Source organism: Streptomyces paludis (genome assembly GCF_003344965.1).
Classification (GTDB): Bacteria; Actinomycetota; Actinomycetes; order Streptomycetales; family Streptomycetaceae; genus Streptomyces; species Streptomyces paludis.
Genome location: NZ_CP031194.1, coordinates 7,976,249 through 8,002,609 on the forward strand (window position 1 = coordinate 7,976,249; position 26,361 = coordinate 8,002,609).

Below are 26,361 nucleotides of genomic sequence, written 5' to 3' on the forward strand. Positions count from 1 at the left end.
AACCGACCGGGGTCGCTGACCGTCTTATCGCCCGAAGTTCACCAAGAACCGGGATCCACGCCAACTGCGCTTGCTGGCAAGAGAGTTGCTTGCGCCGTGCGCTGCGCGGGTCCCGGTGGTGGGCGCAATCCGAGGTGTGTCCGAGGGGGACGCACAGCGCCTCGGGAGTCTTGTTCGGGTCAGTGCTTCAACAGTTGGGGAAGTGTTGCGTACTCACAGAAGAAGAGCGGGCGCGGCCATGGTGGCCGCCCTGCTCACCGCCGGGCTGGTATCGGGTGCCACCGCGCACACCGCCACCGCGTCCGTCACCGACGACGGCGGGGCGGCCGGAGTGGCGGGACCGCGGGCCGGGGCCGGCGGTACCGTCACCCTGATCACCGGTGACCAGGTCCATCTGGACACCCAGGGCCGGGTGACACGGGTGGAGCCCGGCCAGGGCCGCGAGGGCACGCGGATGAACATCAGGACCGTCGGGGACGAGGTGCATGTCCTGCCGGCCGACGCCGCCCGGCTGGTGGCCGAGGGCAAGCTGGACCAGCGGCTGTTCAATGTGACGGCGCTGCGGAAGGCCGGGTACGGCGACGAGCGGCGGGCCTCGCTCCCGCTGATCGTCTCGTACGGGAAGAACGCGGCCCGCAAGGCGGAGGCCAGGACAGCCATCGCGGAGGCGGATGTCGCGGTACGCCGTTCGCTCCCGGCGATCGACGGCGAGGCGCTCACCGCGCCGAAGGAGGAGGCGGCCGAGGTCTGGGACGCGCTGACCGAGCCCATCGACGTGCCGAACGAGGACCGCGAGACCGCCCCCGGTATCGAGCGGGTGTGGCTGGACGGGAAGCGCACGGCGCTGCTGGACAAGAGCGGCGCGCAGATCGGCACAGGGAGCGCCTATCAGGCCGGCTACACCGGTGTGGGCGTGAAGGTCGCCGTCCTGGACACCGGTGTCGACCAGACGCACCCCGATCTCGCGGGTGTCTCGATCGCCCGCAAGGACTTCTCGGGCTCGGGCAACACCGTCGACCACCACGGCCACGGTACGCATGTCGCGTCGACCATCGCCGGTTCGGGTGCCAAGTCCGGCTGGAAGTACTTCGGGGTCGCGCCCGGCGCGAAGATCATCGACGCCAAGGTCATCGACGACAGCGGCGAAGGCTCCGAGTCCGGCATCATCGCGGGCATGCAGTGGGCCGTCGACCAGGGCGCCAAGATAGCCAACATGAGCATCGGCGGTGTGGACACCCCGGGGACCGACCCGCTGGAGGCGGCGGTCAAGAAGCTGTCCGCCGAGCACGACATCCTCTTCGTCGTCGCCGCCGGCAACGAGGGTCCGGACGCGAACACGATTTCCTCTCCCGGCAGTTCCACCTCCGCGCTCACGGTGGGCGCGGTGGACGGCAAGGACCGGATCGCCGGCTTCTCCAGTGTGGGCCCGACGAGCAACGGCTCGCTGAAGCCGGACATCACCGCGCCGGGCGTGGACATCGTCGCCGCGAAGGCCGCGAAGGGTATGGACGGCAGCCCGGCCGCCGACGGTTACGTGGCCATGTCCGGTACGTCGATGGCGACCCCGCATGTCGCGGGCGCCGCGGCGCTCCTCGCGCAGCAGCACCCGGACTGGAGCGGCCAGCGCATCAAGAAGGCGCTGGTCTCCTCGGCCAGGCCCGGCGCGGGACAGAGTGTGTTCCAGCAGGGCGCGGGCCGTGCCGACCTGACGAAGGCGATCACGCAGACCGTCCTGAGCGAGCAGGTCGGACTGAACTTCGGCATCGCGCCGTGGCCGCACACCTACGACCTGCCCGTCACGAAGCAGATCACGTACAACAACACCGGGACGGCGCCCGTCACGCTCGATGTGTCGCTGGAGACGACCGGTCCCGGCGGCAAGCCGGTCGCGGACGGCTTCTTCGTCCTCAGCGCCACCAAGGTCACCGTCCCCGCGGGCGGCAGGACGAGCATCGACCTCCGGGCGAACACCAACATCGGCGGCACGGACGGTGTCTTCACCGGTACGGTCGTCGCCAGGTCCACCGACGGCAGCCAGAACGTCCGCACGACCTTCGCGGTCGAGCGTGAGGCCGAGTCGTACGACGTCACGCTGAAGTTCATCGACAACAACGGCAAGCCCTCCAAGTCGTCGGCCTGGGTGTTCAGCCACGACGGCCCTTACTCGGAGGACGTGACGGCCGGCAGCGACGGCTCTGTCAGGATCAGGCTTCCGAAGGGCCCGTACACGCTCAGCTCCATGGTGGAGACCGGCAGAGACTGGGCCTGGCTGGTCCAGCCGAAGCTGAACCTCGTCGAGGAGTCCACCGTCACCTTCGACGCCCGCACGGCGAAGCCGGTCAGCATCACCGCGCCGGACTCCGCCAAGCTTGTCCTGGGATATGTGGGCTTCGGTGTGAAGGCGGGTGGCGAGGTTCGGTCCAGTCACTGGAACCTGTTCAGTATGGGCGACATACGCGTCGGCCATGTCGGCCCGCAGGTCCCGACGGCGCTGATGAACGCGCAGGTGGGTGGGCTCTGGCAGAAGGGCAGCACCAGCTACAACCTGCTCTACAACCGCACCGGTTCGTTCTACACGGGGTTCACCCACACGGCCGACATGAGCGAACTGGCCCTGATGAACGCGAGGTTCGGCTCCTCGACCAAGAACCGTATAGGCTCTCTCGCGCCGGGCTGGACCGATACGACAGGGCCGTCGCGGTACGGCTTCGGCCTGCTGACCGAGCCGCTCGCCCTGCCCACCACGGCCAAGACCTACTTCACCATGCCCAAGTACCTGACCTGGGAACTCGGCGCCGTTCAGTACGGCGTGGAGAACGGTATCGAGCTGCTGTCCGCGGAACCCAGGACCTTCGAGGCGGGGAAGACGTACTCGGAGACCTTCAACGTCGGTGTGTTCAGCCCGAAGGAGGGGGCAGGGGGCAGCGAGCGGTCCCGCGACGGCATGGACGTCTGCGTGAACGAGTTCACCGACGGGGTCGGCCACCGCGGCAACTCCGAGGTCACCACCCAGCGCACCACGGTCACGGTCGACGGCAAGACCGTCCCCAGCTACCAGCTCGGGCCGTGCAGGCTCGTAGACGACCTTCCCGACGGGTCCGCCACGTACAAGGTGAGCACGGAGGCGACGCGCCCCACAGAGATCGCGAGTGTCACGAGCCGGCTGGTGGCGGCCTGGACGTTCACCTCGAAGGCCCCCGAGGGCGACACGGTCGAGAGCCTGCCCATCAACATCGTCCGCTTCACGCCGAGTCTGGATCTGACCAGCACGGCGAAGGCCGGCGAGACGGTCACGTTCCCGCTCCATGTACGGGGACCGGCGCAGCACAACCTCGGGTCGCTCACCGTCCAGGTCTCCTACGACGGCGGCAAGGCGTGGACCAACACGCCCGTCACCTACGGCACGGGCACCGACGGCAGGCACCACATCACCCTGACCCACCCGACGGCCGCCACCTCGGTCTCCCTCAAGGCGAAAGTCACCGACACCAGCGGCAACGCCTACGAGGTCACGATCGAGAAGGCGTACCTGCTCAGCCAGTGATCCCGTAGTAATCCAGAGATGGAAGGGAGTGTTCCGCCGCCCCGGCGAGACCGGAGCGGCGGAACACTCCCCTATACGCTTATTGAGATATTTACCGGACGCGTCGAGGGTGGTCGTTCCGCCGTCCGGGGCGGTCGCCAGCGGCCGTAGAACCCTTGTTCGTCACCCGCTTTGTTCTTCTGCACTGCCCTGCGGCTAGTTTGTGTCCAGGACAGATACGCAAGGCCCGTGGTGACAGAGGTGCACGGGGGACGAAAGGTCGGGAAAAGTGTCGCTGCGGGGAGGTGATCCAGCCGAGATCGGCGGTTATCCGCTGGAGGCGCGGCTCGGCTCGGGGGGCATGGGCACGGTCTTCCTGGCCCGTACCAGCTCGGGGCGGCCTGTCGCGATCAAGCTGATCCATCAGCATTTCGCGGGGGACGAGGAGTTCCGTATCCGCTTCCGGCAGGAGGTGGCGGCGGCGCGGCGGGTGAGCGGCGCGTTCACGGCCGCCGTGGTCGACGCCGCCCCCGAGGCCGAGCAGCCCTGGATGGCGACGACCTATATCGAGGGGCCCACGCTCGCCCAGCTCATCGCGGCGAAGGGCCCGTTGAACGGGGTGGAGCTGAGGAAGCTCGGCATCGGGCTGGCGGAGGCGTTGCGCGACATCCACCGGGTGGGCGTCGTCCACCGTGATCTGAAGCCCTCGAACGTGGTGCTCTCGCCCGAGGGCCCGCGCGTCATCGACTTCGGCATCTCGCGCGCCGCGGACCAGCAGACACTGACGATGACGGGACGGGTCATCGGTACGCCGCCCTTCATGTCGCCGGAGCAGTTGCAGGCGCCGCGTGGGGTGGGGCCCCGGTCCGATGTCTTCTCGCTGGGCACCCTGCTGGTGTATGCGGCGACGGGGCGCGGGCCCTTCGACGCGGACAGCCCGTATCTGACGGCCTATCAGGTGGTGCACGAGGAGCCGTCGCTGGGTCCGGTGCCCGAGGTGCTGCGCGCGGTCGTCGAGTCGTGTCTCGCCAAGGAGCCCGAGGGGCGCCCCTCGGCGGACGAACTTCTCGTGCTGCTAAGGGACTTGCCGGCCGACCTCGGGGTGACCGGCGCGAACGGGCTGGGCGCCGGACACACCCGCGACATCGCCACCCAGCATCACCTGGCGGCGCGGGACACCCCGGCGCCGACCTCCACCGCGGAGACCGCCCCCGGCACCGCCCGCGACGCCACCCCCGCGGCTGCCCAGGACACCGCGGTGACCGCCGCCCCGGACACCGCGTCGGACACCGCCCCGGCCGGTGCCGATGCGGGAAGCTCCGGCACCCCCATCGGCCGCAGGCTGCGGCGCCGTTGGCGTCCCGTCCTCGCGGCCGCGGTCGCGGTGGCCGCGATCGGCGGGGGAGCGGCCGTGTTGCAGGCGGGCGGGGCCGACGGGGACAGCGTCGGCAAGGCCAACGGCGCCCGCGACAAGGGCAACAGCGTCGCGGCGCCGGGGGGCGTGCTGCCGGACGGCTTCCGGTCGTGGAACAGGACGGTGCTGGGAGGCCGCGAGGACATACCCGACGAGCTGCGCTGCGTCGTGAGCGGCGAGGCGCTGTTCTGCGGGGGCGGCGGAGTCGTCGCCACCCGTATCCGGCTCGTGGACGGCTCGCAGGTGTGGACGGTCAAGAGTCCGGGCGTACCCGCCCAGGGCATGCACCTGGTGGGGGCCACCCACGACACGGTGCTCGGTTACCGCTTCGCCGCCGAGGGCGCCGCGCAGGACTTCGCCGCCGAGGTGGTGGCCGTCGACGCGGACAGCGGCCGGGAGCTGTGGTCCGCGGCGTCCGGCGCCCAGTCGACGGCCGTCACGGGCCGGACCCAGGACGCCGTCGTGGTCGGCTCCCTCGTGGTGACGGTCGACGCCGCCAACTCCCGCTTCGAGGCCAGGGACGCGCACAGCGGCAAGCTCGCCTGGGAGTCGCCGTTCCCCGTGGGCACCCAGTGCGCTCCCGTCCTGGCGGGCTCGCGGCTCGTCGCGATGTGCGCGACCGTCGCGGAGCTGAACGCCTTCGAGGTGCGCCACCCCACCCTGCGTACCGTGGACCGCGCCTCGGGGACCCTGGGCCGGCCCATCGCGGTGGACGGCCCCGCCGTGCCGATGGGCGCCGCCGACGGCGCGCTCGTGCTCCTCCAGGAGCACAGGGAGGGAGTGGAACCGACCGGCTACGACGGGGTGGCGCGGGTCCACCTGGTCTCGCGGAAGGTCACGTACTCCCGGCTGGCCAAGACCTACCCCGGGACGCCCGGTATGACGGACGGCACCCTCTACGTGAGCCGGCAGAGCGGTCTCGTCACCGCGCTCGAACCCGCCACCGGCAGGGAGAAGTGGTCCCGGCAGACGGGCGTGGAGGGCGCGTCGGGTCCCGCGGCGGAGGCCGACGCCCGGTACTTCAGCTCGGCCACCGGCCGGGTGGTCGCGCTGGCGCCGGACGACGGCAGGATCCTGTGGACCACGGATCCGCGGACCGACGGCCTGACGGGCGAACAGGGCGCGAGCCCGCGGGTGGCCGTCGCGGGGCGCGCGGTGGTCGTCGTCGCGTCCAGCAACACCCTCTTCGCCTTCGACGCGCGGAAGCCCCCGAAGTCGGACTGACAGAGCGCCGTGCCAGGCGCGGCTATGCGGGTTTGACGGAGGCGAGCTGTACGAGCAGCACGATCAGCCGGTAGGCGTCGGCGAAGCCGTCGGTGGTGAAGGCGACCGTACGGCCGTTCCCGGCGCGTGACACGCCGGGAACGAGGGTCGCCAGATCCACCATGTGCGGCCCGGCGAGGTCGACTTCGACATCGACCGGCCCGGCCAGCTCCAGCGGCGCGACCCGGCCCCGCCCCGAGACCGCCCCGGCCGCCGCACGGCGCAGACGCTCCCGCGCCCAGCTCCCGCACCTCCTCGCAGGCGGCGTCGTCCCCGCCCGCGGCTTGCCGCGGACCAGCCGGGCACGCCGGTCGAGCGCCTCCGGCAGGAGGTTCCGGTACGTTCCGTGCGCGTCCGCGACCCACACCACGTTCATGGCCCGGAGTGTACGCGCGCGTACGACATGCGGTACCGCGACTTATTCGAGCCTTAATAAAAACTATGTAGCACACTGCTCCGGTGTTGCTAGTTTTTACTTAGTTATCGAGGAGGAGGAGTGCGGTAATGCGCCCAGTGTCAACGACGGCTGTGACCATGTCCGCGACGGAACTCGACGCCGCTCTGCGGGCCGGTGCGAAGGTCGTCGTCCTTGAGGTCGGCCGGGAGACAGGAGAGCACACCGAGGCACGGCGCTCCTATCTGGCGGGGCATCTGCCCGGCGCCTACTTCGTGCCGTTCGAAGAGGACCTGATCGGCCCGCCGGAGGCGGGGGCCGGTGCCGGTCCGCTGCCCCGGGCCGAGGATCTGCGGGAGCGGCTGCGGGTGTGGGGTGTGGACGACGACAGCACGGTCGTCGTCCACACGCGGCAGAGCCCCGCCGTCGCCACCCGCGCCTGGTGGGTCCTGCGCTGGGCCGGGGTGGCGGATGTGCGCTATCTGAACGGGGGTCTGTCCGCCTGGCGGCGGATCGGCGGCGCGCTCGACACCGGGGTGCCCCCGCCGGGCGCGGGCACGGCCGTCGTACGGACCGGGTCGCTGCCGCTGCTGACCGCCGAGGAGGCCGGCCGGCTCGCCGCCGCCGGGCATCTCCTCGACGCGCGCGCCACGGAGGCATACGTGGGCGACCCGCACCGTACGGGAACCGGCCACATCCCCGGCGCGCACACCGTCCCCGGCTCGCACAACTTCGCCGACGGCGAGCTGGCCGGCCCCGCCACACTGAGCGCCCTGTACGCCGCGCACCTGGACGGACGCGCGGTGGGCGCGTACTGCGGCAGCGGGGTGTCCGCGACGACGACCGTGCTGGCACTCGCCTCCCTGGGCATCGAGGCGGCGCTGTACCCCGGCTCGTGGTCCGCCTGGATCACCGATCCCGCGCGGCCGGCCGCGACCGGGGCCCGGCCGGGCGGCGCCCACCCACCGCCGGCACGGTGACCCCGGGAGGAGCCGGGGCGCCGTGCCCCCGGCAACGCCCCGGGGGCACCGCGCCCCAGCTCCTCAGCCCCGGTCGACCACACCGGGGCCGCCCGACAGATCGCCGGTGAACAGGCCCCGCAGCTCCGCCTCCTCCTCGGCCGTCGGGGTCCACCGGGAGGCCAGGACGTTCTCGTCGAGCTGCGCCGGACCGGTCACCCCCGCGATCACACTGGTGACCGTGGGCTGGGCCAGCAGCCAGCCCAGCGCCGCCGTCCCGGGGCTGATGTCCCGGTCACGGGCGAACTGTTCGAACTTCGCCAGCGCCTCCCAGGGCGCCGATCCCAGCAGATAGCGCTTGAGATTGGTGATCTTGGCGTCGTCCGGCGCGTGCCCCGCCGAGTACTTGCCGGTGAGCAGCCCGTTCTGCAACGGGAAGTACGGGATGAAGCCCAGCCCGTGGTGGCGCAGCGCCGGGATCAGCTCCTCCTCCGGCTTGCGCCACAGCAGGCTGTACTCGTCGGTCGTCGACACGAACCGGCTGAACCCCCGCGCCCGCGCGATGTGTTCCGCGTCGACGAGCTGCCACGCCCTGAAGTTCGACGCGCCGATGTACCGCACCTTCCCCGCCCGCACCAGCGAGTCGAGCGCCGACAGGGTCTCCTCGACCGGGGTGAACGGGTCGGGGAAGTGGATCTGGTACAGGTCGATGTAGTCGGTACGCAGCCGCCGCAGCGACTCCTCGACCGCGGCGACGATGTACTTGCGGGACCCGGGCCGCGCATAGGCGGCGCCGCGTTCGCGGTAGAGGTTCAGCCCGAACTTGGTGCCGATGACGACCTGTTCGCGGCGGGCACCGAGCGCGGCGGCGAACAGCTCCTCGCTCAGGCCCGGCCGGTCGCCGTACCCCTCCGCGAGGTCGAAGTAGGTGACACCGAGCCCGATCGCCCGGTCGACGATCGCGGTGACCGCCTCCTGGCCGCTCGCGCGCATGCCCGACCGGCCGAAGGTGCTGGCACCGATACCGATCTCGGACAGAACGAGGCCCGAGGTGCCGAGTTGGCGATGGCCTTCGGGGAGTCGGTAAATGGGGGACACTGCTCTCCTTCCTCAGAAATCGTCGGTGTCCAGCAGACCTTGCAGGGTCGAGGACTCGTACGCGGTCCGGAAGATGCCGCGGCGCCGCAGCTCCGGGACGACGAGGTCGACGAAGAGATCGGCCGGACCGCGGTGGTACGGGGGGAACAGCTGGACCCCGTCGAGGACTTCCTCCTCCAGGTTCTCCTCCAGCCAGTCGGCGATGGCCTTCGCGTCACCGACCACGGCCGGCTGCTGTTCGTGCCGGGACCGCTGCACGTAGTGGTACAGCTCGCGCAGGCTCGCGTCCTCACCGATCTGGGTGGTGAGGATCTGCCGCAGCAGCTCCCGGTCGTTGGCCGTGTCCCGGGCGCGGTCGCTGATCAGCGGCCGCAGCGCGTCGTCCGCGATCGCCTCGATGTCGACCACGTCGAGGACGCGCTCGCTGTCGCGGACCCGCGACAGATCGATACCGAGAGCCCGGGAGAACGCGGCCGGCAGCGCCTGTTCCAGCTGAAAGGCGTTGATCTCGTTGAACTTCGCACGCGCCTCCCGGGCGGTGCCGGCGAGATGGAAGGTGATCCCCGGGATGATCTTGAACTTGTCGGGGTCGCGCCCGTTGGCCGCGACCCGCTCCTTGAGCCTGCGGTACTCCTCCTTGCCCCGGCTGATCCCGAAGTACGGCGAGAACCGCACCTGCGCGAAGTCGGCGCCGTACCGCAGGGACTCCTCGGAGAGCCCCACCTGGACGACCGGGATGTGGCGCTGCACCGGCGGCGGGACGTTCAGCGGGCCCCGGACGTCGAAGTGCTCGCCGTGAAAGTCCGTTTGATGCCAGGACCCGGGCCTGATCAGGGTGCCGCCGGCCCGGTCGTCCAGAAGGAAGTCGTCGTCCCAGCTCTCGTACAGCAACCGGTTGACGACGGTGGTGAACTCCCGGGCGCGCGCGTACTTCGTCTCCTCCGTCGGCACCGGGTTCTTGCCGTAGTTGCCGGCCGGGTCGCCGTCGCGGTCGATGCCGAAGACGACGTTCAGCGCGGTGCGTCCCCGGTTGAAGTGGTCCAGGGTCGCCAACTGCCGTGCCACGGCGTACGGATGCTCGAAGGAGGAGTTCACCGACATGACGAACCCGAGGTTCCGCGTGATCGCCGCGGCGTGACCGGCGTAGACGAAGTTGTCCCAGCGGTAGATCCGGTTGAGCCGGTCCGGCTCGCTGCCCAGGGCGCTGCCGGCGAAGACATAGTCCAGTGTGCCGCGCTCGGCGGTCCGGGCGATGTCCAGGATCACACCGGGGTCGCGCAGACCGGAGTTGGTCGCCTCCGGCAGCCGCCAGGCGTCCAGGTCCCAGCCCGTACCGTACGCCGCCAGACCGAGGCGGAGCTTGCGACGGCCGCTCATACCGGTCGTTCCTCCTGATCCGTCGTGGTGAAGCTGTTCGGGGGGATGTCCAGCCCGAAGTGGCCCCGGAAGGTGTCGCTCGTGTACTCCGTGCGGTACACACCGCGCTCCTGGAGGATCGGGACCACCTCGCCCGTGAAGCGCTCCAACTGCTCCCACAGGAAAGGCGTGCTCACGTTGAACCCCTCGGCGGCGCCCTGGTCGAACCAGTAGATCAGGGTGTCCGCGACCTGCCCGGCCGTACCGATCACCAGGGGGAAGTTCCCGGCGATCGACGCCGCCAGCACATCCCTGACCCGGACGCCCCCGTTGTCCACGGTGCGGCCGGTACGCTCCGCCACGAGCGTCAGCAGCCTGCGGCCGTAGGCGTTGAGGTCCGCGGCGGTGTCCGGCTTGACGGCGCCGTCGATGCCGGCCGGCCGCAGATCGGCGCCGACCCGCTCCGACAGGGAACGCACACTGCGGAACCCCTTGGGCAGCGGGAACGGGGACGCGCTGATCCGGGCCCCCTCGGGACCCGACCAGAACGCCTCGTCCTGGTCGCCCTCGACGATGTCGTCGTCGTACGGCAGCAGCGCGTTCAGCTCCTCGTACAGCTCGACCGCCGCCGCCCGGGTGTCACCGATCAGCGGGGTGATCCCCGGCAGGAAGAAGATCGGGTCCACGCGTCCCCGCAGGCGCTCGGCCCGCTGCCGTACATCGGTGTTGAACGCGAGCGACTCCGCCGGTGTGGCGGGTCCGGTGAAGTTGATGTCGGCCCACTTCGCGGTCAGTTCGCGGGACTGCTCGGAGGCCCCCGCGTACAGCAGCGGGACATGGCCCTGCGGCGGACGCTCCAGCGGCAGTGTGCCGGCCACCTGGAAGTGGGTGCCCTGCCAGTCGAGCCGGTGGATCCTGCTCTCGTCGACGTAGCGCCCGGTCCGCTTGTCCTGGAGATAGGCGCCGTTCTCGACGCTGTCCCACAGCCGCCGGACGACATGGATGAACTCGTCCGCCCGCTCGTACCGGGCCGTGCCGCCCAGGTCCGGCAGGCTGAAGTTGCGCGCGGCGAGGTCGGAGGCGCCCAGCACCACGTTCCACGCGAGCCGTCCGCCGCTGAGGTGATCGAGGGAGGCCGTCAGCCGCGCCAGGATGTACGGCTCGTAGAACGTCGGGTGCGCCGTCACGACGAGCCCGATCCTCGATGACTGGAGGGCGAGTTGGGAGGCCAGGGTGAAGGGTTCCAGACGTCCGGTGTTGTGTGTGGTGATCCACTGTTCCGCGGCGAGGTCACCGGGCAGTGTGTCCCCGAGGAAGAAGAAGTCGAACTTCGCGTCCTCGGTGAGCCGCAGCGCCTTCGTCGCGTACTCCAGCTCGAAGGCGTGCGCGGTGGGCGCGTCCGGATGCCGCCAGCCGCCCCAGTGTGTGCCGTTGAGCCAGTGCATATAGCCCAGATGGAGCTGTCGCTCGGGCATGGTGCGTGTTCCTTCCAGTTGCGGTTCTCTACGAGGACAGCGCCGCGCCGGCCGTGGCGGCACCGGGGATCGATGCCAGCAGCCGCTTGACGTAGTCGGTCCGTGGCGCGGTGAGGACGTCCAGGGCGGTGCCGTGCTCGACGACATGTCCGTGGCGCAGGACGAGGATCTCGTCGGAGACCTCGGCGATCACCCCGAGGTCGTGCGAGACAAAGACGTAGGTCAGCGCCAGTTCGCGCTGGAGTGTGCCGAGCAGGTCGAGGATCTGGCGCCGTACGGTCACATCGAGGGCGGAGACCGGCTCGTCCAGGATGACGACGTCCGGCCGGGGCGCCAGCGCGCGGGCGATGGCCACCCGCTGCCGCTGGCCGCCGGAGAGTTCGGCCGTGTACCGGTCGGCGACGGACGCGGGCAGACCGGTGACGTCCAGCAGCTCGGTGATTCTGCCGGCACGTTCCCGCGCCGTCCCGTACCGGTGGCCGGTGAGCGGTTCGCCGAGGATCGCGCGGACCGTGGACCTCGGATTCAGGGAGGCGTACGGGTCCTGGTAGACCATCTGCACCGTGCGGTAGAGACCGGCCTGGCCGGCTCCCCGCCGGTGGTGGACGACCGGTTCGCCGTCGATCTCGGCCGAGCCCGTGTCCGCCGGGGTCAGACCGGCGAGGATCCGTACCAAGGTCGTCTTGCCGGAACCCGATTCACCGACGATCCCCAGGGTGGTCCCCTTGCGCACCCGGAACGAGGCACCGGCCAGCGCGGTGACCGGCTCCGCGCCCCGGCGGGCGGTGAAGGTCCTGCCGATCTCCTTCGCCTCGACGGTGACCGGGGCGTCCGCGGGCACGGTACGTGAGTACTCCAGCCGGGCCTCCGCGGTCCGGGAACCGGAGAACCCGAGGGAGGACGAGCGCAGGAGACGCTCCGTGTACGGGTCGCCCGGCGCGGCGACGACCTCGTCGGTCGGCCCGCCGCGCACGATCCGCCCGTCCTTCACCACGGCGATACCGTCGGCCCGTTCGGCTGCGACCCCCAGATCGTGGGTGATCAGCAGGATCCCGAGCCCCTCGGTCTCCACCAGGCTCGACAGCAGATCGAGGATGGTCCTCTGCACCGTGACATCGAGCGCGGTCGTCGGTTCGTCGGCGATCAGCAGCCGGGGCCGGGTGCTCATCGCGGCGGCGATCAGTACCCGCTGGCACATTCCGCCCGACAGCTCGTGCGGACGGCGGTCGTACAGCCGGGCGGGATCGCGGAGTCCCACCTTCGCGAAGAGGTCGATGACCCGCTCGCGGCGCTCCGCGCGGGACGCCAGTTTGTGGGCGCGCAGCGGCTCCCCGGCCTGGACGCCGACGGGCAGCAGGGGGTTCAGGCCGAGCAGCGCGTCCTGGGGGATGTAGCCGATCTCCTTGCCGCGTACGGCCCGGTACTGCCGTTCGGACAGGCCGGTGAGCGCCCGGCCGCCGAGGACGACCTCGCCCGCGGTGATCCGCCCGTTCCCGGCGAGGGTCCCGGTGATGACCCGGCCGAGGGTCGACTTGCCCGACCCGGACTCGCCGACGACGGCCCGGATTGACCCCTCGGGGACGTCCAGACTCACCTTGTCGAGCACGGGGGTGGCGGCGCGGCCGGGCAGCGCGAACTCGACACTCACCCCGCGCAGCCGCAGCAGCGGTGTGCTCTCGCGGTCAGGCGACGGCACTGGTCCTCCCTCGGTTGAACGATCTGCCGACGCGGTAGACGGCGAGTACGGTCAGCACGATCACCAGGCCGGGCAGCAGGCTCAGCCACCACTGGACGCCGATGAAGGTGCGGCCCTCGGCCACCAGCAGGCCCCACTCGGGGGTCGGCGGGGGCGCGCCCAGTCCCAGGAAGCTCAGCGCGGCGACGGTCAGGACCGCCGTGCCGATGTCCATCGTCGCCGCGGCCAGCACCGAGCGGGACGCGTTGGGCACCACATGCGAGAACAGCCTGCGCACATAGCCGTGTCCGGCGAAGACCGAAGCCTCGACGTACGTGGCGTTGCTGACCCTGAGCACCTCGGACCGCATCAGCCGGGCGAATCCCGCCGTGCTGTTGATGCCGATGGCGATGGCGATGTTGAGGGTCCCGCGGCCCAGGGCGGAGATGATCGCGAGGGAGACGATCAGGCTGGGCACCGCGAGCATGATGTCGATGATCCGCATCAGCACGCTGTCGGTCCTGCCGCGCAGCGCGCCGGCCACGAGACCGATCAGCGAGCCGCTCACCAGCCCGATGGCGACGGCGATCAGGGCCGCCTGGAGCGACAGCCTCGTGCCCCACACGGTGCGGGTGAACTGGTCACGGCCGAAGTCGTCGGTGCCGAAGAGGTGGTCGAGGCTCGGCGCGAGCAGCATCCGCGCCCCGTCCTGCCGCAGCGGGTCGTCCGGCGCGAACAGGCCCGGGTGGATCGCGGCGGCGAGGATCACGGCGATCCACACGTACGCCAGGAGGAGTCCGGGCGAGCGGAGCAGCCGGGCCGGCCGTCCGCCGAGCACCGACGAGCGCCGGGCCGGCTGTCCGGACGGCTGCCCGGCCGGTGGCTCGGACGGCTTCACTTCGAGGGCCGCCATGTCATCCCTCCCATCGGATGCGCTTGTCGAGCAGGGGGTAGAGCGCGTCCACGACGAAGTTCACGACGACGAAGATCACCGCGCTGATGGTCACCGCGACCAGGACGACGGGCATGTCACGGCCGTTCACGGCGTCCACCACGAGCCGGCCCACCCCGAGCCGGGAGAACACCGTCTCCGTCAGCACCGTCCCGCCGACCATCACACCGACGGTGGTGCCCAGCGAGGTGATGACCGGCAGCGCGGCGTTCCGCAGGGCGTGCCGGACGACGATGTCGAACCGGCTGAGCCCCCAGTTGCGGGCCGTCTCGATGTACGGGGAGGTGAGCGCGGAGCGGAGGTTGGCCGTGAGCAGCTGGGACACACTGCCGCCCCCGGCGACCGCGAGGGCCACCGAGGCGATGAGCAGTCCGCCGAACCCCTGGTCGCCGACCGCCTTGATCCAGTGCAGCTGAAAGGCGAACACCTGGAGCAGCAGGAGCCCGACCAGGAAGGGGGGCAGTGACACCGCGACCGGCGGCAGCGAGATCAGCAGCTCGCGCGCCCACTTCCAGTCGGTCAGCTCGATGACCACCGACAGTGTCACGCCCAGCACAACGGCGAGGAGCAGCCCGAGAAAGGCCAGTTGGAGCGTCTGCGGGAAGGACTCGAAGTACACCTCCACCGCCGGCCTGCGCTGGTAGACGCTCTGGCCGAAGTCCCCGCCGAGGGCGCCGCTCAGCGCGTCCCAGTACTGCACATGGACCGGGCGGTCCAGACCGAGCAGCTCGCGCTGCTCGGCCAGGAGCTGCTTGACATCGGCACCGTCGGCGCCGGCCGTGAGACCGCCCGCCGCGTCGCCGGGCACGACGTACAGCAGGAAGAACGCTCCGGTGAAGGCGCCCCACACCACGATCACGCCGTACAGGAGCCGCAGACCGTATCGTGCCACGGGGCTACTTCTTCGCCAGCCAGGCATTGATCAGATACTGGTCGAGACCGACGGGCTTGATGTCGTGCAGCCGCGGCGAGTACGCCCAGATGTCGATGTCGTTCGACACCGGTATCTCGTACGCCTGCTCCACGAGGATGTGCGATGCCTGGTCGACCAGCTTCTGCCGCTCGGCCTGGTCGATCGTCTGGTTCTGCTCCTGGAGGAGCCGGTCGAGCTTCTTGCCCGTCTTGTCGTCGTCCGCGATGAAGCTGCGGTTGGACCCGGTGGTCTTGCCGTAGTTGGCGCGCAGGACGTCCGGGTCGGGCGACGAGGCGTACCAGTAGGCGATGTCGTACTCGCCGCTGAGCAGCTTCTCGTTGGCCTCGGCGGGCAGCGGCGGGTCGAGGACGAGTTCGATACCGAGCTTCTTCCACTGGTCCTGGAGCACCTGCCAGCCCGCGTCGTCCGCCGGCACCCGCAGCGACAGCCGCTCACCGGCGGCGTTGACCCGGATGCCGTCCTTGCCGGTCTTCGTCCAGCCGGCCTGCTTCAGCAGCGACTTGGAGCGCTCGGGGTCGTACTTCAGCAGCGCGCTCTGGTCGGAGTGGTAGGGGTTGTCCTTGCTCAGCGGGCCGGTCGCGGGCTCGTCGATACCACCCGAGTCGATCTTCACGAACGCGTCCCGGTCGACCCCGGACTGGAGGGCCTGGCGTACCCGTACGTCCTTGAGGAACGTGGACGAAGTGTTCACCGGGAGTTCGGTGCCGGTCGCCGGGTTGAGCGTCTTCGAGATGGTCAGCCCGGCGCTCTCGAACTGCGGGAGGTACTTCGCGTTCACCCAGTAGATGAACTGGAGTTCGTCGCCGCCGATGACCGCGCCGTTGCGGACCGAGTCCTCCGGGATGATCTTGTAGACGACCTCGTCGAGATAGGCCGGCCCGTCGTGGTCGAAGTACTTCGGCGCCCAGTCGTAGTCGGCGCGCTTCTTCAGGACGATGCGCTGGTTGGGGACGTACTCCTCCAGGTAGAACGGGCCCGAGCCGTCCAGCCAGTTCTGCCGCTTCTCCACCGGGAGCCGGGCCGTCTTCTCCGAGACGATGCCGCCGTACGCCCGCGAGAGCGAGACCAGGAAGGCCGCGTTGGGCTCCGCGAACTCGACGGTGACCTTGTGCTCCGAAGGCGTTTTGATCGTGCGGATGCCCTGCACGACGGTCTTCGCGCTGGAGTGGATGCCCGGCCGGTTCAAGCTCTCCAGATTGGCCTTGACGACCTTCGCGGTGAGCTTGGTGCCGTCGTGGAAGGTGACGTCGTCACGCAGCTCGAACGAGTACACCCGCGCGTCGTCACTCACCGTCCAGCTCGTCGCGAGCCACGGCTCGACCCGCTTGGTCTCGGGGTTGTAGAACACCAGGGAGTCCGCCAGCGCGCGGGCGACCGTACGCCACACCTGGTTGACGACGGCGGCGTCGACACCACCGGGGTCGGCGCCGAGACCGATGTTGAGTGTGCCTCCGGAGCGGTCCTTCTTGGCCACCTGGGCTCCGGTGTCACTGCGCTCACCCTGTTCGCCGCCACCGCTGGAGCATGCGGCGGTGGCGAGGAGCGACAGTGTGGCGACCGCTGCGGCGAACTGACGCCGCGGGCGTGAAATGGACACGGCCTGTGGTTTCCTCTCGATCGGCCGGGGCGAGCGACCACTTCCGTGTCGCACATGACGGCAGACGCGCACAACACCGCGCGGCCGGCCCCGTCGCTGGCTCCGCCCCGGTTCCAACGGCTATATGTCGCAGCCGGGATGGTGGTTCGGAGATGTAAAAAAGCTAGTAGCTGGGTACGAGTTCTTCGTAGCCGATATGTTGACACGGAAGTTTCTGAAGTATCGTGACAACAATGTTGCAGTCTCCTGAACGGGGAAGCCGGCGTGGTGTTCGACAGGAAATACAGCGACGGGGTACGGCAGCGCGCGGTCGAGCGCGTGCTGCAACGGCGCCGTGACGAGCCGGAGAACCGCTCGATCGTCCGCGAGGTGGCCGAGGAGTTCGAGGTCGGCCCGCAGTCCCTGCGCAAGTGGCTCGCGCGGTACGACGACGGAAGTTACGAGTACGACTCCGCGGACGGCCACGCCGACGCCTGGGAGCCGGCCCGTACCGCCTCCACCGCCCCCGGCGGCCGTCAGCGCGGCTCCGGCCGGCGCGAACTGCTCGCCAGGATCGAGGAGCTGGAACAGCTGATCGCCGTCCTGCGGGAGGACAACCGCTCGCTCACCCGCGTGGTGTCGCTGCTGGCCGACCAGTTGCGGACGGCGACCACGGGCGGTGTCCCGACCCCGGACTCCGCGACCGGTCACACACCCCACGCATCCCACTCGCCTCACGCACCCCACTCACCGCGGTCCTAGCACCGGGAGCGGAGCTGGCTAGAATCCCATGATGAGCGACAGAGTGACCGTGATCAGCAATCTGCACGGCCGGACCACCGACATACGCGGCCGCTACCTCATCGGCGGCCCCGGGTTCGAGATCGTGTCGGACGGCTCGGTGCGCAGCGGCGGACCGGGCGAGGAGGCCGGCTCGCTCGACCTGCTCGTCGCCTCCCTCGTCTCCTGCGCGCTCAACGCCTTCCGGTACGACTTCGTGGAGAGCGGACAGCCGGAGCGCCAGGTCGAGATCTTCGCCCGTATCGAGCGCAAGGCCGAGGGGGACTACCTGGGCACGCTCATCATGGAGTGCTTCATCGACGGCGTCGACAATGTCACGGCCGAGGAACTCGTCGCCGAGTACAAGAAGCGGTGCCGTATCTACAACGCCCTCAAGGAGAGCCTCCCGGTGACCTTCGTGCCCCACGCGTCGGGATCCCAGGAATGACGACGACCGCGCGCGCCGCTCTCGTCGACGCCCGGACGGCGTACGCCGAGCGGTCCCGGTGCGTGTTCGTCGAGGTGGCGCCCTGGCGGTCGATGGCGCAGGGCCCGGATCCGGTCTCCGGCAGCGTCCCCGGGGCGCGCCGGGCCCGGGTCCGGTCCGACTTCGCCGGCCTCCCGACCGCCACCAGCGGCCATCTCCCGCTGCCCGCGCCCGGCGCCGTGCGCGACACCCTCGCCGCGCACGGCGCCGGGCCCGCCGACGACCTCGTGCTCTACACCCGCCGGACCGAGGAGCTGTCGAGTGCCACCCGCGCGTGGTACGTCCTCACCTGGGCGGGCTTCCGTTCCGTACGCGTCCTGGACGGCGGCCTGCCCGCCTGGGTCCGCGCGGGAGGTCCGACAACCCCGCTCCAGGACATCCGGACGACCGGCCCGGTGACCGGCCCGTCCGAGCCGGTGCCGCCGGCCGCCGGTGGCCGGCGCGTTCTCGACGCGGCGGACGTCCTGGACATCTCGCGCTACGGCACACTGCTCGACTCAAGGCCCGCGCACGCCTACCACGGCGCCCTGGACGATCCGGGGACCGGCCACATCCCGCACGCGGTCCACGCCCACTCCGCCGAACTGGTCGCTCCCGACGGGCTGCTCCGACCGCCCGTGGAACTGCGCAAATGGTTCCTGTCACGCGGGGCGATCGGCGGCCACGAGGTCGGCGCCTACTGCGGCGGCGGTGTGTCCAGCTCCCTGCTGGTGTTCGTCGGAGCCCTCCTCGGGCAGCAGGTGGGCCTCTACGTCGACTCCTGGTCCGGCTGGACGCGCGATGCCTCGCGCCCCGTCGAGCGGGGTTCCGCCCTCACCCGCTCCGCCGCCGTCGACACGGACTGCGTATAGGCCGAGCGGCCGGGGCCGTCCCTCCGGAGGTCACAGCCCGAGCGTGCTGAGGCGGTCCTCGTAGCGGACGGCGAGATCCTCGGGCTCATCGGTCGGGTTGTCCCACATGCTCTCCAGCTCGAACCGTACGTCGGTCGGCAGCGCCTCGTAGCGCCGGGTCCAGGAGTCGCCGTCCGGCATCCAGTAGCCGACCACCTTGAAGCGCTCGGCGGGCAGCTTCAGCTCCTTGCGCAGATAGCGGCGTACGGCACGCAGGGCGTCCGTCTGGCCGGCGACCCAGATGTAGCCGCCCGTCAGGTCCGTGTGCGGCGGGATCGCGGCGCCGACCAGTTCCGCCAGCCGGCTGGGGCCGTGACCGTTGCCACCGTACGCCCAGGTCGCCCGGACACCGGGCCGCTCCGGGAGCGGCTGGACGCAGGACGGGTCGGGGACTTCGAGGACGGCCCTGGTCGTGACCCGGTCCGGGGTGTTCTCGATGAGACGTCCCACGGCGGGCAGCCCGCTCAGGTCGGAGACCAGGAGCTGCCAGCTCAGATCGGCCGGAGGAGCGTACAGGCCGGTGGGGGAGTTGAGCCCGATCACATCGCCGGGACGGGCGGCGGCGGCCCAGCCGGACGCCGTCCCGTGACCGTGCAGCACGAAGTCGATGTCGATCTCGCCGGCCTCCGGACGGACCGACCGGACGGTGTACGTGCGTACGGGAGCCTCGGGCCGCCCCTCGGGGGTCCGCCGGCCGCCGTTGTCCGTCGCGTCGGGCAGGGAGACATCCGTACGGTCGGGACCGTGCGGGAAGAACAGCCGGACGTACTCGTCGCCGACACCCGTGGAGGTGAACGCGGCGAGTCCCTCGCCGTGGAACGTGACGCGGGCCATGGTCGTGGTGAGCGGCCGGACGCGGGCCACCACGGCGCGGTGGATGGTCATGAGTGCTGCTCCTTCGTGTGCGTGTGCGTGTGCGTGTGCGGAGTGGGGACGGGGATCGGGTGTGGGTTCTCGCGCGGGCCGGTGCCGGTGGTGGTGCCGGTGTACGCCTGCCAGAGGCCGGCGTACTCGCCCGCAAGGGCGAGCAGTTCGCCGTGTGTGCCTCGCTCGGCGACCTCGCCGCGCCGGAGGAGGACGATGTGGTCCGCGTCGCGGGCCTGTTCCAGGTGGTGTGCCACGATCACACTGGTGCGTCCGCGGGTGACGCGTTGGAGCGCGGTCCGCAGCAGCGCGCGGGTCCGCGGCCCCGACTGCGCGGTGGCCTCGTCCAGGACGACGATGTCCGGGTCGGCGAGCAGCGCGCGGGCCAGCGCGAGGTGCTGGACCGCTCCGTCGTCGAGCGGGGTGCCGCCGGGGCCGAGGACGGTGTCGAGCCCCCGCTCCTGCTCCAGCGCCCAGTCCGCCCCGGCCTCGCGCAGCGCCCGGCGGAGTTCGTCGTCGGTGGCGGTGGGCCGGGCGATCCGCAGATTGTCCGCCAGGGTGCCGCCGAACAGATGGATCTCCTGGGTGACCAGATACCGGGACGGGCTCCGGGCGGCCCCCGGCTCCCCGGCGGTGATCTCCCCGTGGTCCGGCTCGCCCAGACCCGCGATCAGCTGGGCCAGCGTGCTCTTGCCGGAGCCGCTGGCGCCGACGAGCGCGAGGCTCGTACCGGCGGGTATACGGAGCGAGACCTCGCGCAGGGCCTGGCGGGTGCCGTCGTACGAGAACGAGACGCCCTTCACGTCGACGGCCGAACCGCCGGAGCTGCCGGAGCCGTTGACGCCGACCTCTCCGGAGCCGCCGGAAGCGCTGCCTCCGGAGCCGCCGTCACGGCCAAGGTCGGTGATCCCCACCAGCCGTGACAGCCCCGCCGTCGCCCGCTGGATGTCGTCCAGGCTGCCCAACAGCGCCCCGACCGGCCCGAAGAGCCGGTGGAAGTAGAGGGCCGCCGCCGTGGCGGTGCCCACCGAGACGGCCCCGGAGCCGAGCAGCGCGAAGCCCGTGACCAGTACGGCGGCGAGGCCGAGGAACTCCGCCGCGTTGAGCAGTCCGGTGAAGCGGTTGCGCAGCCGTGCCCCGTCGCGCTGCCGTGCGACGGCCCGTTCGCTGTGGTCCGCCAGCCTGCCGAGGTGGTGGTCCTGCGTCCGGTACGCGCGGATCGTCTCGGCGCCGTGCACCGCCTCGATGACGGACTGGCCGCGGGCGGACTCCAGCCGGCGGATGTCCCCGTACACGGGGTGCGAGCGGGCGAGGAACTGCCGGGTGGCGAGGATGTGGACGGGCAGACAGACCAGGCCGGCGAGCGCGAGGCGGATGTCGAGGAGCGCGAGGCCCACCAGGCTCAGCCCGATCGTGAAGCTCGCGCCGGTGATGTCGGGCAGCACATCGGAGGCGGCCTCGGAGACCGCCTCGACATCGCGGGTCACCCGGGAGACGACATCGGAGCTGTCCGAGGACTCCAGGGTGCTCGCCGGAAGGTGGACCGCCGTCTCGAACACGTCCTCGCGCAGGGCGGCGAGCACCCCCTGGACGAGGACGACCAGCATCCGGCCGCCGGCGTGGGCGAGCGCGGCTCCGGCGACGGCGACGAGGACGAGGGCGGCGCCGAGCACCGCGACCCGGCTCCGCGCGCCCCCGTCTGCGACGGTGTCCACGACGGCGCCGAGGAGCGGAGGCGTGGCGAGGGTGACGGCCGTACCGGCGAGCAGGGTGAGCATCGAGACGGCGAGCCGGCCGCGGTGCGCGCCGAGCCGGCGGACGAACTCCTGACGGGTACGGCGGGGGTCGGCGACGGGCAGGGGGCCTTGCGCGGGGGTCACCTGGTGGTTCCGTTCGGTTCGGGGAGGACGCCGGCCGGGTGGGCATCGCCGTGACCGGAGCCGTCGAGAACGGCGCCGCCGAGGTCGACGACCCGGTCGCAGGCGGAGAGCAGGATCCGGCTGGAGGTGATCAGCAGCGTGGTGGCGGGCAGGGCGCGCAGCCCTTCGGCGATGCGCTGTTCGGTCACCGGGTCGACCGCGGTGGTGGGTTCGTCGAGGACGACGACCTCGGCGTCGCTGTGCAGCGCGCGGGCGAGCAGCAGGCGCTGACGCTGGCCGCCGGAGAGCCGGCGGCCGTGCTCGCCGACCTCGGCCCGGTCGCCCCCGACCAGGTCGAGTACGTCGTCGAGCATCGCGGCCCCGAGCACGGCCGGGTCGCTCTCGCGCCCCTCGCCGACGAGATTGGAGCGCAGTGTGCCGGAGAACACCGCGCCGTGGTGGGGCGGGGCCGCGATCCTGGCCCGCACCGCATCCGGGCCGAGGTCGACGGCGTCGACACCGCCGACCAGGAGTTCGCCGCGGCGGAGCGGGACGCGGTAGCCGAGCCGGTCGCTCAGCTCCCGGGCGTGCCCGGAGTGGCGCGGGACGACACCGAGGAGTTCACCGGGCCGCAGATCGAGCGGCTCGCCGTGCTCGGGCGGATGCCACCGCAGCGCGCGGCCGGAAACATCGGTGGCGGTGGCGCCGGTGGTGGCCTCGGCGGGGCCGATCAGCGGCGGTTCGTCCAGCAGCTCGCCCAGCCGTCTGGCGGAGGCGCGCTTGTGCGTCCAGTTGGAGGCGAACGTACCGACATGGGCCAGCGAGCCCTGGAGGAACTGGGCGAGTCCGAGGACGGTGACAAGCTGGCCGACCGTGAGGGCGCCGCCCAGAGCGAGATACCCCGACGCCGTCGAGAGCGCGGCGAGGAACACCCCCGACAGCAGCAGGCTGAGACTGCCGTACGCCAGGACCGAGCGCGAGGTGGCCACGGCGCCGCGCCGCGACTCCTCGCTCGCCGCGCGGTAGCGGCGGGCGGCCTCCGCCCGGGCGTTCATGCCGATGACCACCCGGAGCCCGGTGATCATGTCGGTCGCCACCTCGCCGGCCCGCGCCGCCGAACCCTGCTCGGCCAGCCCCCGCGCCTCCAGGGGCAGCGAGATCCGGCGCATCACGACGAGCACGAGCACCGTACTGGCGATGACGCCCAGGCCCAGGGGCACGGAGATGACCAGCAGCGCCGTCGACGCCGTGAGGATCGCGGTGATGGTCGAGACCTGCTGGACGACGCTCCAGGAGACCCCGGCGACCCGGTAGGTGTCGGACGAGACCAGGGAGAGCGCCTCGCCCGGGCCGGGCCGGCGGCGCAGGGAGCGCGGGTCCAGCAGCCGGGCCATCACCCGCTGCCGCAGCGCGTGCTCACCGTAGCCGTAGACGTCCACCATGGCCCTCGACGCCCGCTGGTACGAGAGGGACAGCGCGACGAAGACCGCGCCGAGCACACCGAGCCACCAGAGCAGGGCGGTACGGTCCGAAGGGGCCAGCGCCCGGTCGATGATCACACCGATGAGGACCGGGACCAGCGCCTCGCACATCTGATGGACCATGAACGCGAGGGTGACGAGGGCGAGCCGGCGTCCGCGCCCGTCGCGCAGCAGCGCGAGACGGAACAGCGCCGGGACGGAGTTCGGCCCGGGAACGCCGCCGCGCGCACCGGGACCGCGCCCGCCGGTACGGTCCGCGCCGGTCCGCTTCACCGGGCCTCCCGCTGCCGGGCCAGGGGGACGACCATGGGCGTGCCGGTGACCGGGTCGGGGACGACCCGGCAGGGCAGATCGAACACCTCCGCCACGAGGGCGGCGGTCACGACCTCCTCCGGCGGGCCCTCGGCGACGACCCGGCCGTCGCGCATGGCGATGAGATGGGTCGCGTAACGGGCCGCGTGGTTCAGGTCGTGGAGTACGGCGACGAGGGTGTGCCCGGCGCGGTGCAGATCGGTGAACAGCTCCATGAGATCGATCTGGTGGGCGATGTCGAGGAAGGTGGTCGGTTCGTCCAGCAGCAGGATCGGGGTCCGCTGGGCGAGGACCATCGCCACCCAGACGCGCTGGCGCTGGCCGCCGGAGAGTTCGTCCACCGGTCTGCCGGACAGCTCGGTGACGGAGGTGGCCGCCATGGCGTCCCGTACGGCCTTCTCGTCCTCCTCGGTCCACTGGCGCATCAGCTTCTGGTGCGGATGGCGTCCCCGGGCGACCAGATCGGCGACGGTGATCCCGTCGGGTGCCAGGGAGGTCTGCGGCAGCAGTCCGAGCGTCCGCGCCACCTCCTTGGAGCCGTACCGCGCGATGGATCGGCCGTCGAGGACGACCTCTCCGGCGCTGGGCCGGAGCAGCCGGGACATGGCGCGCAACAGGGTCGACTTGCCGCAGGCGTTGGGGCCGATGACGACGGTGAACGACTGGTCCGGGATCCGTACGTCCAGATGGGCCGAGAGGGGCCGCCGGCCGTAGCCGAGGGACGCGTCGAGCACCTCCAGCCGGGCCGGGACCGGGGTCCGGGTGCGCGGTGCCGGCTGCGTCGGCTGTGTCGTGGTGGTCACGGGTACTCCTGGCGGGTGGGCGGCGGGGGCGGCGGTCGCCTGTGGGGCGGGCGGGCGCAGTACGGCGGTCATCCGCGGCGCCCCGCGTACTGGCGGGCGAGCAGCCAGGCCAGATAGGCCCCGCCGACGCACACGGTGACGACCCCCACGGGCAGGTCGACGCGCTGGGCGATGAAGTCGGCGCCGACCAGGACCGCGGCGCCGGTCAGCGCCGCCGGGACGATCCGTACCGTGGTGGAGGCGCGGGTCAGCCGCTGGGCGATCTGCGGCGCGGCGAGCGCGATGAAGGAGATCGGGCCGACCGCCGCGGTCACCAGCGCGGTGAGCGCGACCCCGACGAGCGTGGCCGCGAGCCGTGCGCGCTGCGCGCCGACCCCGAGGGCCACGGCCGCGTCGTCGCCCAGCTCCAGATGGACCAGGGGCCGTGACACGAACGCCGAGCAGAGCAGCAGTACGGCGAAGACGACCGCCGCCGGCCGCAGCTGCTCGAAGCCGAGCCCGCTGAGGGAACCGGCTCCCCAGGTCGCGGCGAGCATCGCCTGCTGAGGGCTGACGGAGAGAAGCAGCATCGAGGTGAAGGAGCTGAGGAACGCGCCGACGGCGATCCCGACGATGATGAGCCGGAAGGGGGCCAGCCCGTTCCGGTAGGCGAGCAGATACACCAGCAGCGCGGTGAGCGCCCCGCCGATCAGCGAACCCGAGGCGACCGCCAGGTAGTTGGCGGAGCCGAGCAGCAGCATCACCACACTCGCGCCCGCGTACGACCCGGAGGCGAAGCCGATCACGTCGGGCGACCCCAGCGGGTTCCTGGTGAGGGACTGGAAGAGCGCGCCGCTGATGGCGAGCGCCGCTCCGCAGATGACCGCGAACAGCAGCCGGGGCAGCCGCCACTCCACGACGACCAGCCGGGTACGGGAGTCGGCGTCCGGGTCGAAGAGGGCGGACAACACCTGCGCCGGGGTGAGCGAGATGGACCCGGTGGCCAGGGTGAGGATGCCGAGGGCGGCCACGGTGGCGGCCAGGACGGCGCAGACGAGGACGGACCGCCGGTCGACGCGCAGGGCCATGCCGGCCCGCCGCCAGGTCCAGACGGGCCGCCCGAAGTCGACCCGGTCCGGTGCGGGCCGCTTCGTCGTTACGGTCGTCACAGCGCGCTCACCTTCCGGCGCCGGACGAGCGCGACGAGTACGGGTGCGCCGACGAGCGAGGTGACGAGCCCGACCCGCATCTCGCCGGAGGGCAGGATCACCCGTCCGATGATGTCGGCGGCCAGCAGGAACGCGGGCGCGACGACGACCGTGACGGCCAGGATCCAGCGCTGGTCGGGTCCCACGAACCAGCGGACGATGTGCGGCACCATCAGCCCGACGAACGAGATCGGACCGGCGACGGCGACCGCGGTCCCGGCCAGCAGGGTGACGGCGAGGACCAGCACCACCCGGGTCAGGGCGAGCCGGGTGCCCAGCGACCTGGCGAGATCGTCGCCCAGCGCCAGGGCGTTGAGCGAGCCCGCGCTGCACAGCCCGAGGACCAGCCCGGCGCCGATCAGGGGCAGGGCGACGGGGAGGATGTCGAGCGAGCGGCCGCCGATGGAGCCGACTCCCCAGAACCGCATGACGTCGAAGGTGGTCGTGTTCTTGAGCGCCATGGCGGAGGTGAAGCCGCCGCACACGGCCGTGAACGCGACGCCCGCGAGAGTGAGTTTCACCGGGCTGCCCCGGTCGGCGCCGATCGAGCCGAGCGTGTAGACGAGCACGGTGAGCCCGAAGGCCCCCGCCAGCGCGAACCAGATGAACTGGCCGGCGCCGGTGTACCCGAGCACGGCGACGGCGAACGTCACCGCCAGGCTCGCCCCCGCGTTCACCCCGAGAATGCCCGGATCGGCCAGGGGGTTACGGGTGAACGCCTGGATCAGCGCGCCGCTGAGGCCCAGGGCCGCGCCGACGATCAGCCCGATCACCGTGCGCGGCACCCGCAGTTCGCGCACCATCACATGCTCGTCGGAGTCGTCGAAGCGCAGCAGCGCGTCCCACACCGTGCCGGGAGCGATGGCGCGGGCGCCGACCATCACACTGAGGACGGCGACGACGAGCAGCAGCCCGATCGCGGCCAGCAGGATCAGCGGGCGCCGCCGGCCGGGCCGGGCCGGTCCCGCGCCGCGGCGCGGGACCGGCACATCGTGCTCCGTACCGGTGGTGAGGTCACCCGTGGGTGGGGCGGTCGTCATGGTTGTCCTTGGGAGAGGGCGTCACCTGGGGGAGCGGCG

20 protein-coding genes are annotated in these 26,361 nt (G+C 71.4%); 6 read left to right on the plus strand and 14 right to left on the minus strand.

Translation table 11 applies throughout. The annotated features are described in order from the left end of the window. Window positions 1-202 precede the first annotated feature (202 nt). Both DVK44_RS34440 and DVK44_RS34445 read left to right on the plus strand, forming a co-directional pair. The gene (locus tag DVK44_RS34440; RefSeq protein ID WP_228447494.1) at window positions 203-3,544 is read left to right on the plus strand and encodes a S8 family peptidase; all 3,342 of its coding nucleotides are present in this window, start codon (window positions 203-205) and stop codon (window positions 3,542-3,544) included. A gap of 268 nt (window positions 3,545-3,812) precedes the next feature. Further along, window positions 3,813-6,161, plus strand: coding sequence for a protein kinase domain-containing protein (locus tag DVK44_RS34445; protein ID WP_114664531.1), 2,349 nt, complete (start codon window positions 3,813-3,815; stop codon window positions 6,159-6,161). A 22-nt stretch (window positions 6,162-6,183) separates the two neighbouring features. Here DVK44_RS34445 and DVK44_RS34450 read toward each other — a convergent pair whose 3' ends face one another. Continuing rightward, complete coding sequence (locus DVK44_RS34450; protein WP_114664532.1) at window positions 6,184-6,576, minus strand: M55 family metallopeptidase; 393 nt, start codon at window positions 6,574-6,576, stop codon at window positions 6,184-6,186. A 158-nt stretch (window positions 6,577-6,734) separates the two neighbouring features. On the opposite strand from DVK44_RS34450, the gene DVK44_RS34455 reads away from it, so the two are divergent. Then, on the plus strand, window positions 6,735-7,574 hold the full coding sequence (locus DVK44_RS34455; RefSeq protein ID WP_114665628.1) for a sulfurtransferase: 840 nt from the start codon (window positions 6,735-6,737) through the stop codon (window positions 7,572-7,574). A gap of 63 nt (window positions 7,575-7,637) precedes the next feature. On the opposite strand, the gene DVK44_RS34460 is transcribed toward DVK44_RS34455, so the two are convergent. From DVK44_RS34460 to DVK44_RS34490, 7 genes are read right to left on the minus strand one after another with little or no spacing between them, the layout of a single operon-like run. Beyond that, entirely contained in the window at window positions 7,638-8,651 is a 1,014-nt protein-coding gene (locus tag DVK44_RS34460; RefSeq protein ID WP_114664533.1) for an aldo/keto reductase, read from the minus strand. A gap of 12 nt (window positions 8,652-8,663) precedes the next feature. Beyond that, complete coding sequence (locus DVK44_RS34465; RefSeq protein ID WP_114664534.1) at window positions 8,664-10,028, minus strand: NtaA/DmoA family FMN-dependent monooxygenase; 1,365 nt, start codon at window positions 10,026-10,028, stop codon at window positions 8,664-8,666. Beyond that, window positions 10,025-11,482, minus strand: coding sequence for an LLM class flavin-dependent oxidoreductase (locus DVK44_RS34470; RefSeq protein ID WP_162794216.1), 1,458 nt, complete (start codon window positions 11,480-11,482; stop codon window positions 10,025-10,027). Before DVK44_RS34470 ends, DVK44_RS34465 begins: the two co-directional genes overlap by 4 nt. 28 nt (window positions 11,483-11,510) lie before the next feature. After that, window positions 11,511-13,178, minus strand: a complete 1,668-nt coding sequence (locus tag DVK44_RS34475; protein ID WP_228447495.1) for a dipeptide ABC transporter ATP-binding protein — start codon at window positions 13,176-13,178, stop codon at window positions 11,511-11,513. Then, entirely contained in the window at window positions 13,165-14,070 is a 906-nt protein-coding gene (locus DVK44_RS34480) for an ABC transporter permease (protein ID WP_114664536.1), read from the minus strand. The genes DVK44_RS34475 and DVK44_RS34480 overlap by 14 nt, the downstream gene beginning before the upstream one ends. Before the next feature lies 1 nt (window position 14,071). Beyond that, window positions 14,072-15,001 (minus strand): ABC transporter permease, encoded by a 930-nt coding sequence (locus DVK44_RS34485; RefSeq protein WP_162794217.1) that lies wholly within the window; start codon window positions 14,999-15,001, stop codon window positions 14,072-14,074. 4 nt (window positions 15,002-15,005) lie between these two features. After that, complete coding sequence (locus tag DVK44_RS34490; protein WP_162794219.1) at window positions 15,006-16,640, minus strand: ABC transporter substrate-binding protein; 1,635 nt, start codon at window positions 16,638-16,640, stop codon at window positions 15,006-15,008. A 267-nt stretch (window positions 16,641-16,907) separates the two neighbouring features. On the opposite strand from DVK44_RS34490, the gene DVK44_RS34495 reads away from it, so the two are divergent. From DVK44_RS34495 to DVK44_RS34505, 3 genes are read left to right on the plus strand one after another with little or no spacing between them, the layout of a single operon-like run. Then, a complete protein-coding gene (locus DVK44_RS34495) occupies window positions 16,908-17,381 on the plus strand; it encodes a hypothetical protein (RefSeq protein ID WP_162794221.1) in 474 nt (157 codons plus the stop codon). Window positions 17,382-17,412: 31 nt separating this feature from the next. Further along, window positions 17,413-17,847, plus strand: a complete 435-nt coding sequence (locus DVK44_RS34500; protein WP_162794223.1) for an OsmC family protein — start codon at window positions 17,413-17,415, stop codon at window positions 17,845-17,847. Beyond that, a complete protein-coding gene (locus tag DVK44_RS34505; protein ID WP_114664541.1) occupies window positions 17,844-18,737 on the plus strand; it encodes a sulfurtransferase in 894 nt (297 codons plus the stop codon). The genes DVK44_RS34500 and DVK44_RS34505 overlap by 4 nt, the downstream gene beginning before the upstream one ends. Before the next feature lie 30 nt (window positions 18,738-18,767). Here DVK44_RS34505 and DVK44_RS34510 read toward each other — a convergent pair whose 3' ends face one another. The 6 genes from DVK44_RS34510 to DVK44_RS34535 form a co-directional block, all read right to left on the minus strand. After that, the gene (locus DVK44_RS34510; protein ID WP_114664542.1) at window positions 18,768-19,661 is read right to left on the minus strand and encodes a siderophore-interacting protein; all 894 of its coding nucleotides are present in this window, start codon (window positions 19,659-19,661) and stop codon (window positions 18,768-18,770) included. Next, window positions 19,658-21,520 (minus strand): ABC transporter ATP-binding protein, encoded by a 1,863-nt coding sequence (locus DVK44_RS34515; protein WP_228447496.1) that lies wholly within the window; start codon window positions 21,518-21,520, stop codon window positions 19,658-19,660. Before DVK44_RS34515 ends, DVK44_RS34510 begins: the two co-directional genes overlap by 4 nt. Next, complete coding sequence (locus tag DVK44_RS34520) at window positions 21,517-23,253, minus strand: ABC transporter transmembrane domain-containing protein (protein WP_114664543.1); 1,737 nt, start codon at window positions 23,251-23,253, stop codon at window positions 21,517-21,519. Before DVK44_RS34520 ends, DVK44_RS34515 begins: the two co-directional genes overlap by 4 nt. Further along, window positions 23,250-24,095: an ABC transporter ATP-binding protein gene (locus DVK44_RS34525; protein ID WP_228447497.1), complete on the minus strand. Its 846-nt coding sequence runs from the start codon at window positions 24,093-24,095 to the stop codon at window positions 23,250-23,252. The genes DVK44_RS34520 and DVK44_RS34525 overlap by 4 nt, the downstream gene beginning before the upstream one ends. 68 nt (window positions 24,096-24,163) lie before the next feature. Further along, window positions 24,164-25,162, minus strand: coding sequence for a FecCD family ABC transporter permease (locus DVK44_RS34530; RefSeq protein WP_114665631.1), 999 nt, complete (start codon window positions 25,160-25,162; stop codon window positions 24,164-24,166). A 77-nt stretch (window positions 25,163-25,239) separates the two neighbouring features. Continuing rightward, window positions 25,240-26,322: a FecCD family ABC transporter permease gene (locus tag DVK44_RS34535; RefSeq protein WP_114664545.1), complete on the minus strand. Its 1,083-nt coding sequence runs from the start codon at window positions 26,320-26,322 to the stop codon at window positions 25,240-25,242. Window positions 26,323-26,361 lie beyond the last annotated feature (39 nt).

Excerpts from the sequence above, each read along its gene's own strand:
- DVK44_RS34450 (WP_114664532.1), bottom strand. The coding sequence starts at position 6,576 with ATGAACGTGGTGTGGGTCGCGGACGCGCACGGAACGTACCGGAACCTC.
- DVK44_RS34455 (WP_114665628.1), top strand. The coding sequence starts at position 6,735 with ATGTCCGCGACGGAACTCGACGCCGCTCTGCGGGCCGGTGCGAAGGTC.
- DVK44_RS34465 (WP_114664534.1), bottom strand. The coding sequence starts at position 10,028 with ATGAGCGGCCGTCGCAAGCTCCGCCTCGGTCTGGCGGCGTACGGTACG.
- DVK44_RS34470 (WP_162794216.1), bottom strand. The coding sequence starts at position 11,482 with ATGCCCGAGCGACAGCTCCATCTGGGCTATATGCACTGGCTCAACGGC.
- DVK44_RS34480 (WP_114664536.1), bottom strand. The coding sequence starts at position 14,070 with ATGGCGGCCCTCGAAGTGAAGCCGTCCGAGCCACCGGCCGGGCAGCCG.
- DVK44_RS34500 (WP_162794223.1), top strand. The coding sequence starts at position 17,413 with ATGAGCGACAGAGTGACCGTGATCAGCAATCTGCACGGCCGGACCACC.
- DVK44_RS34505 (WP_114664541.1), top strand. The coding sequence starts at position 17,844 with ATGACGACGACCGCGCGCGCCGCTCTCGTCGACGCCCGGACGGCGTAC.
- DVK44_RS34510 (WP_114664542.1), bottom strand. The coding sequence starts at position 19,661 with ATGACCATCCACCGCGCCGTGGTGGCCCGCGTCCGGCCGCTCACCACG.
- DVK44_RS34530 (WP_114665631.1), bottom strand. The coding sequence starts at position 25,162 with ATGGCCCTGCGCGTCGACCGGCGGTCCGTCCTCGTCTGCGCCGTCCTG.
- DVK44_RS34535 (WP_114664545.1), bottom strand. The coding sequence starts at position 26,322 with ATGACGACCGCCCCACCCACGGGTGACCTCACCACCGGTACGGAGCAC.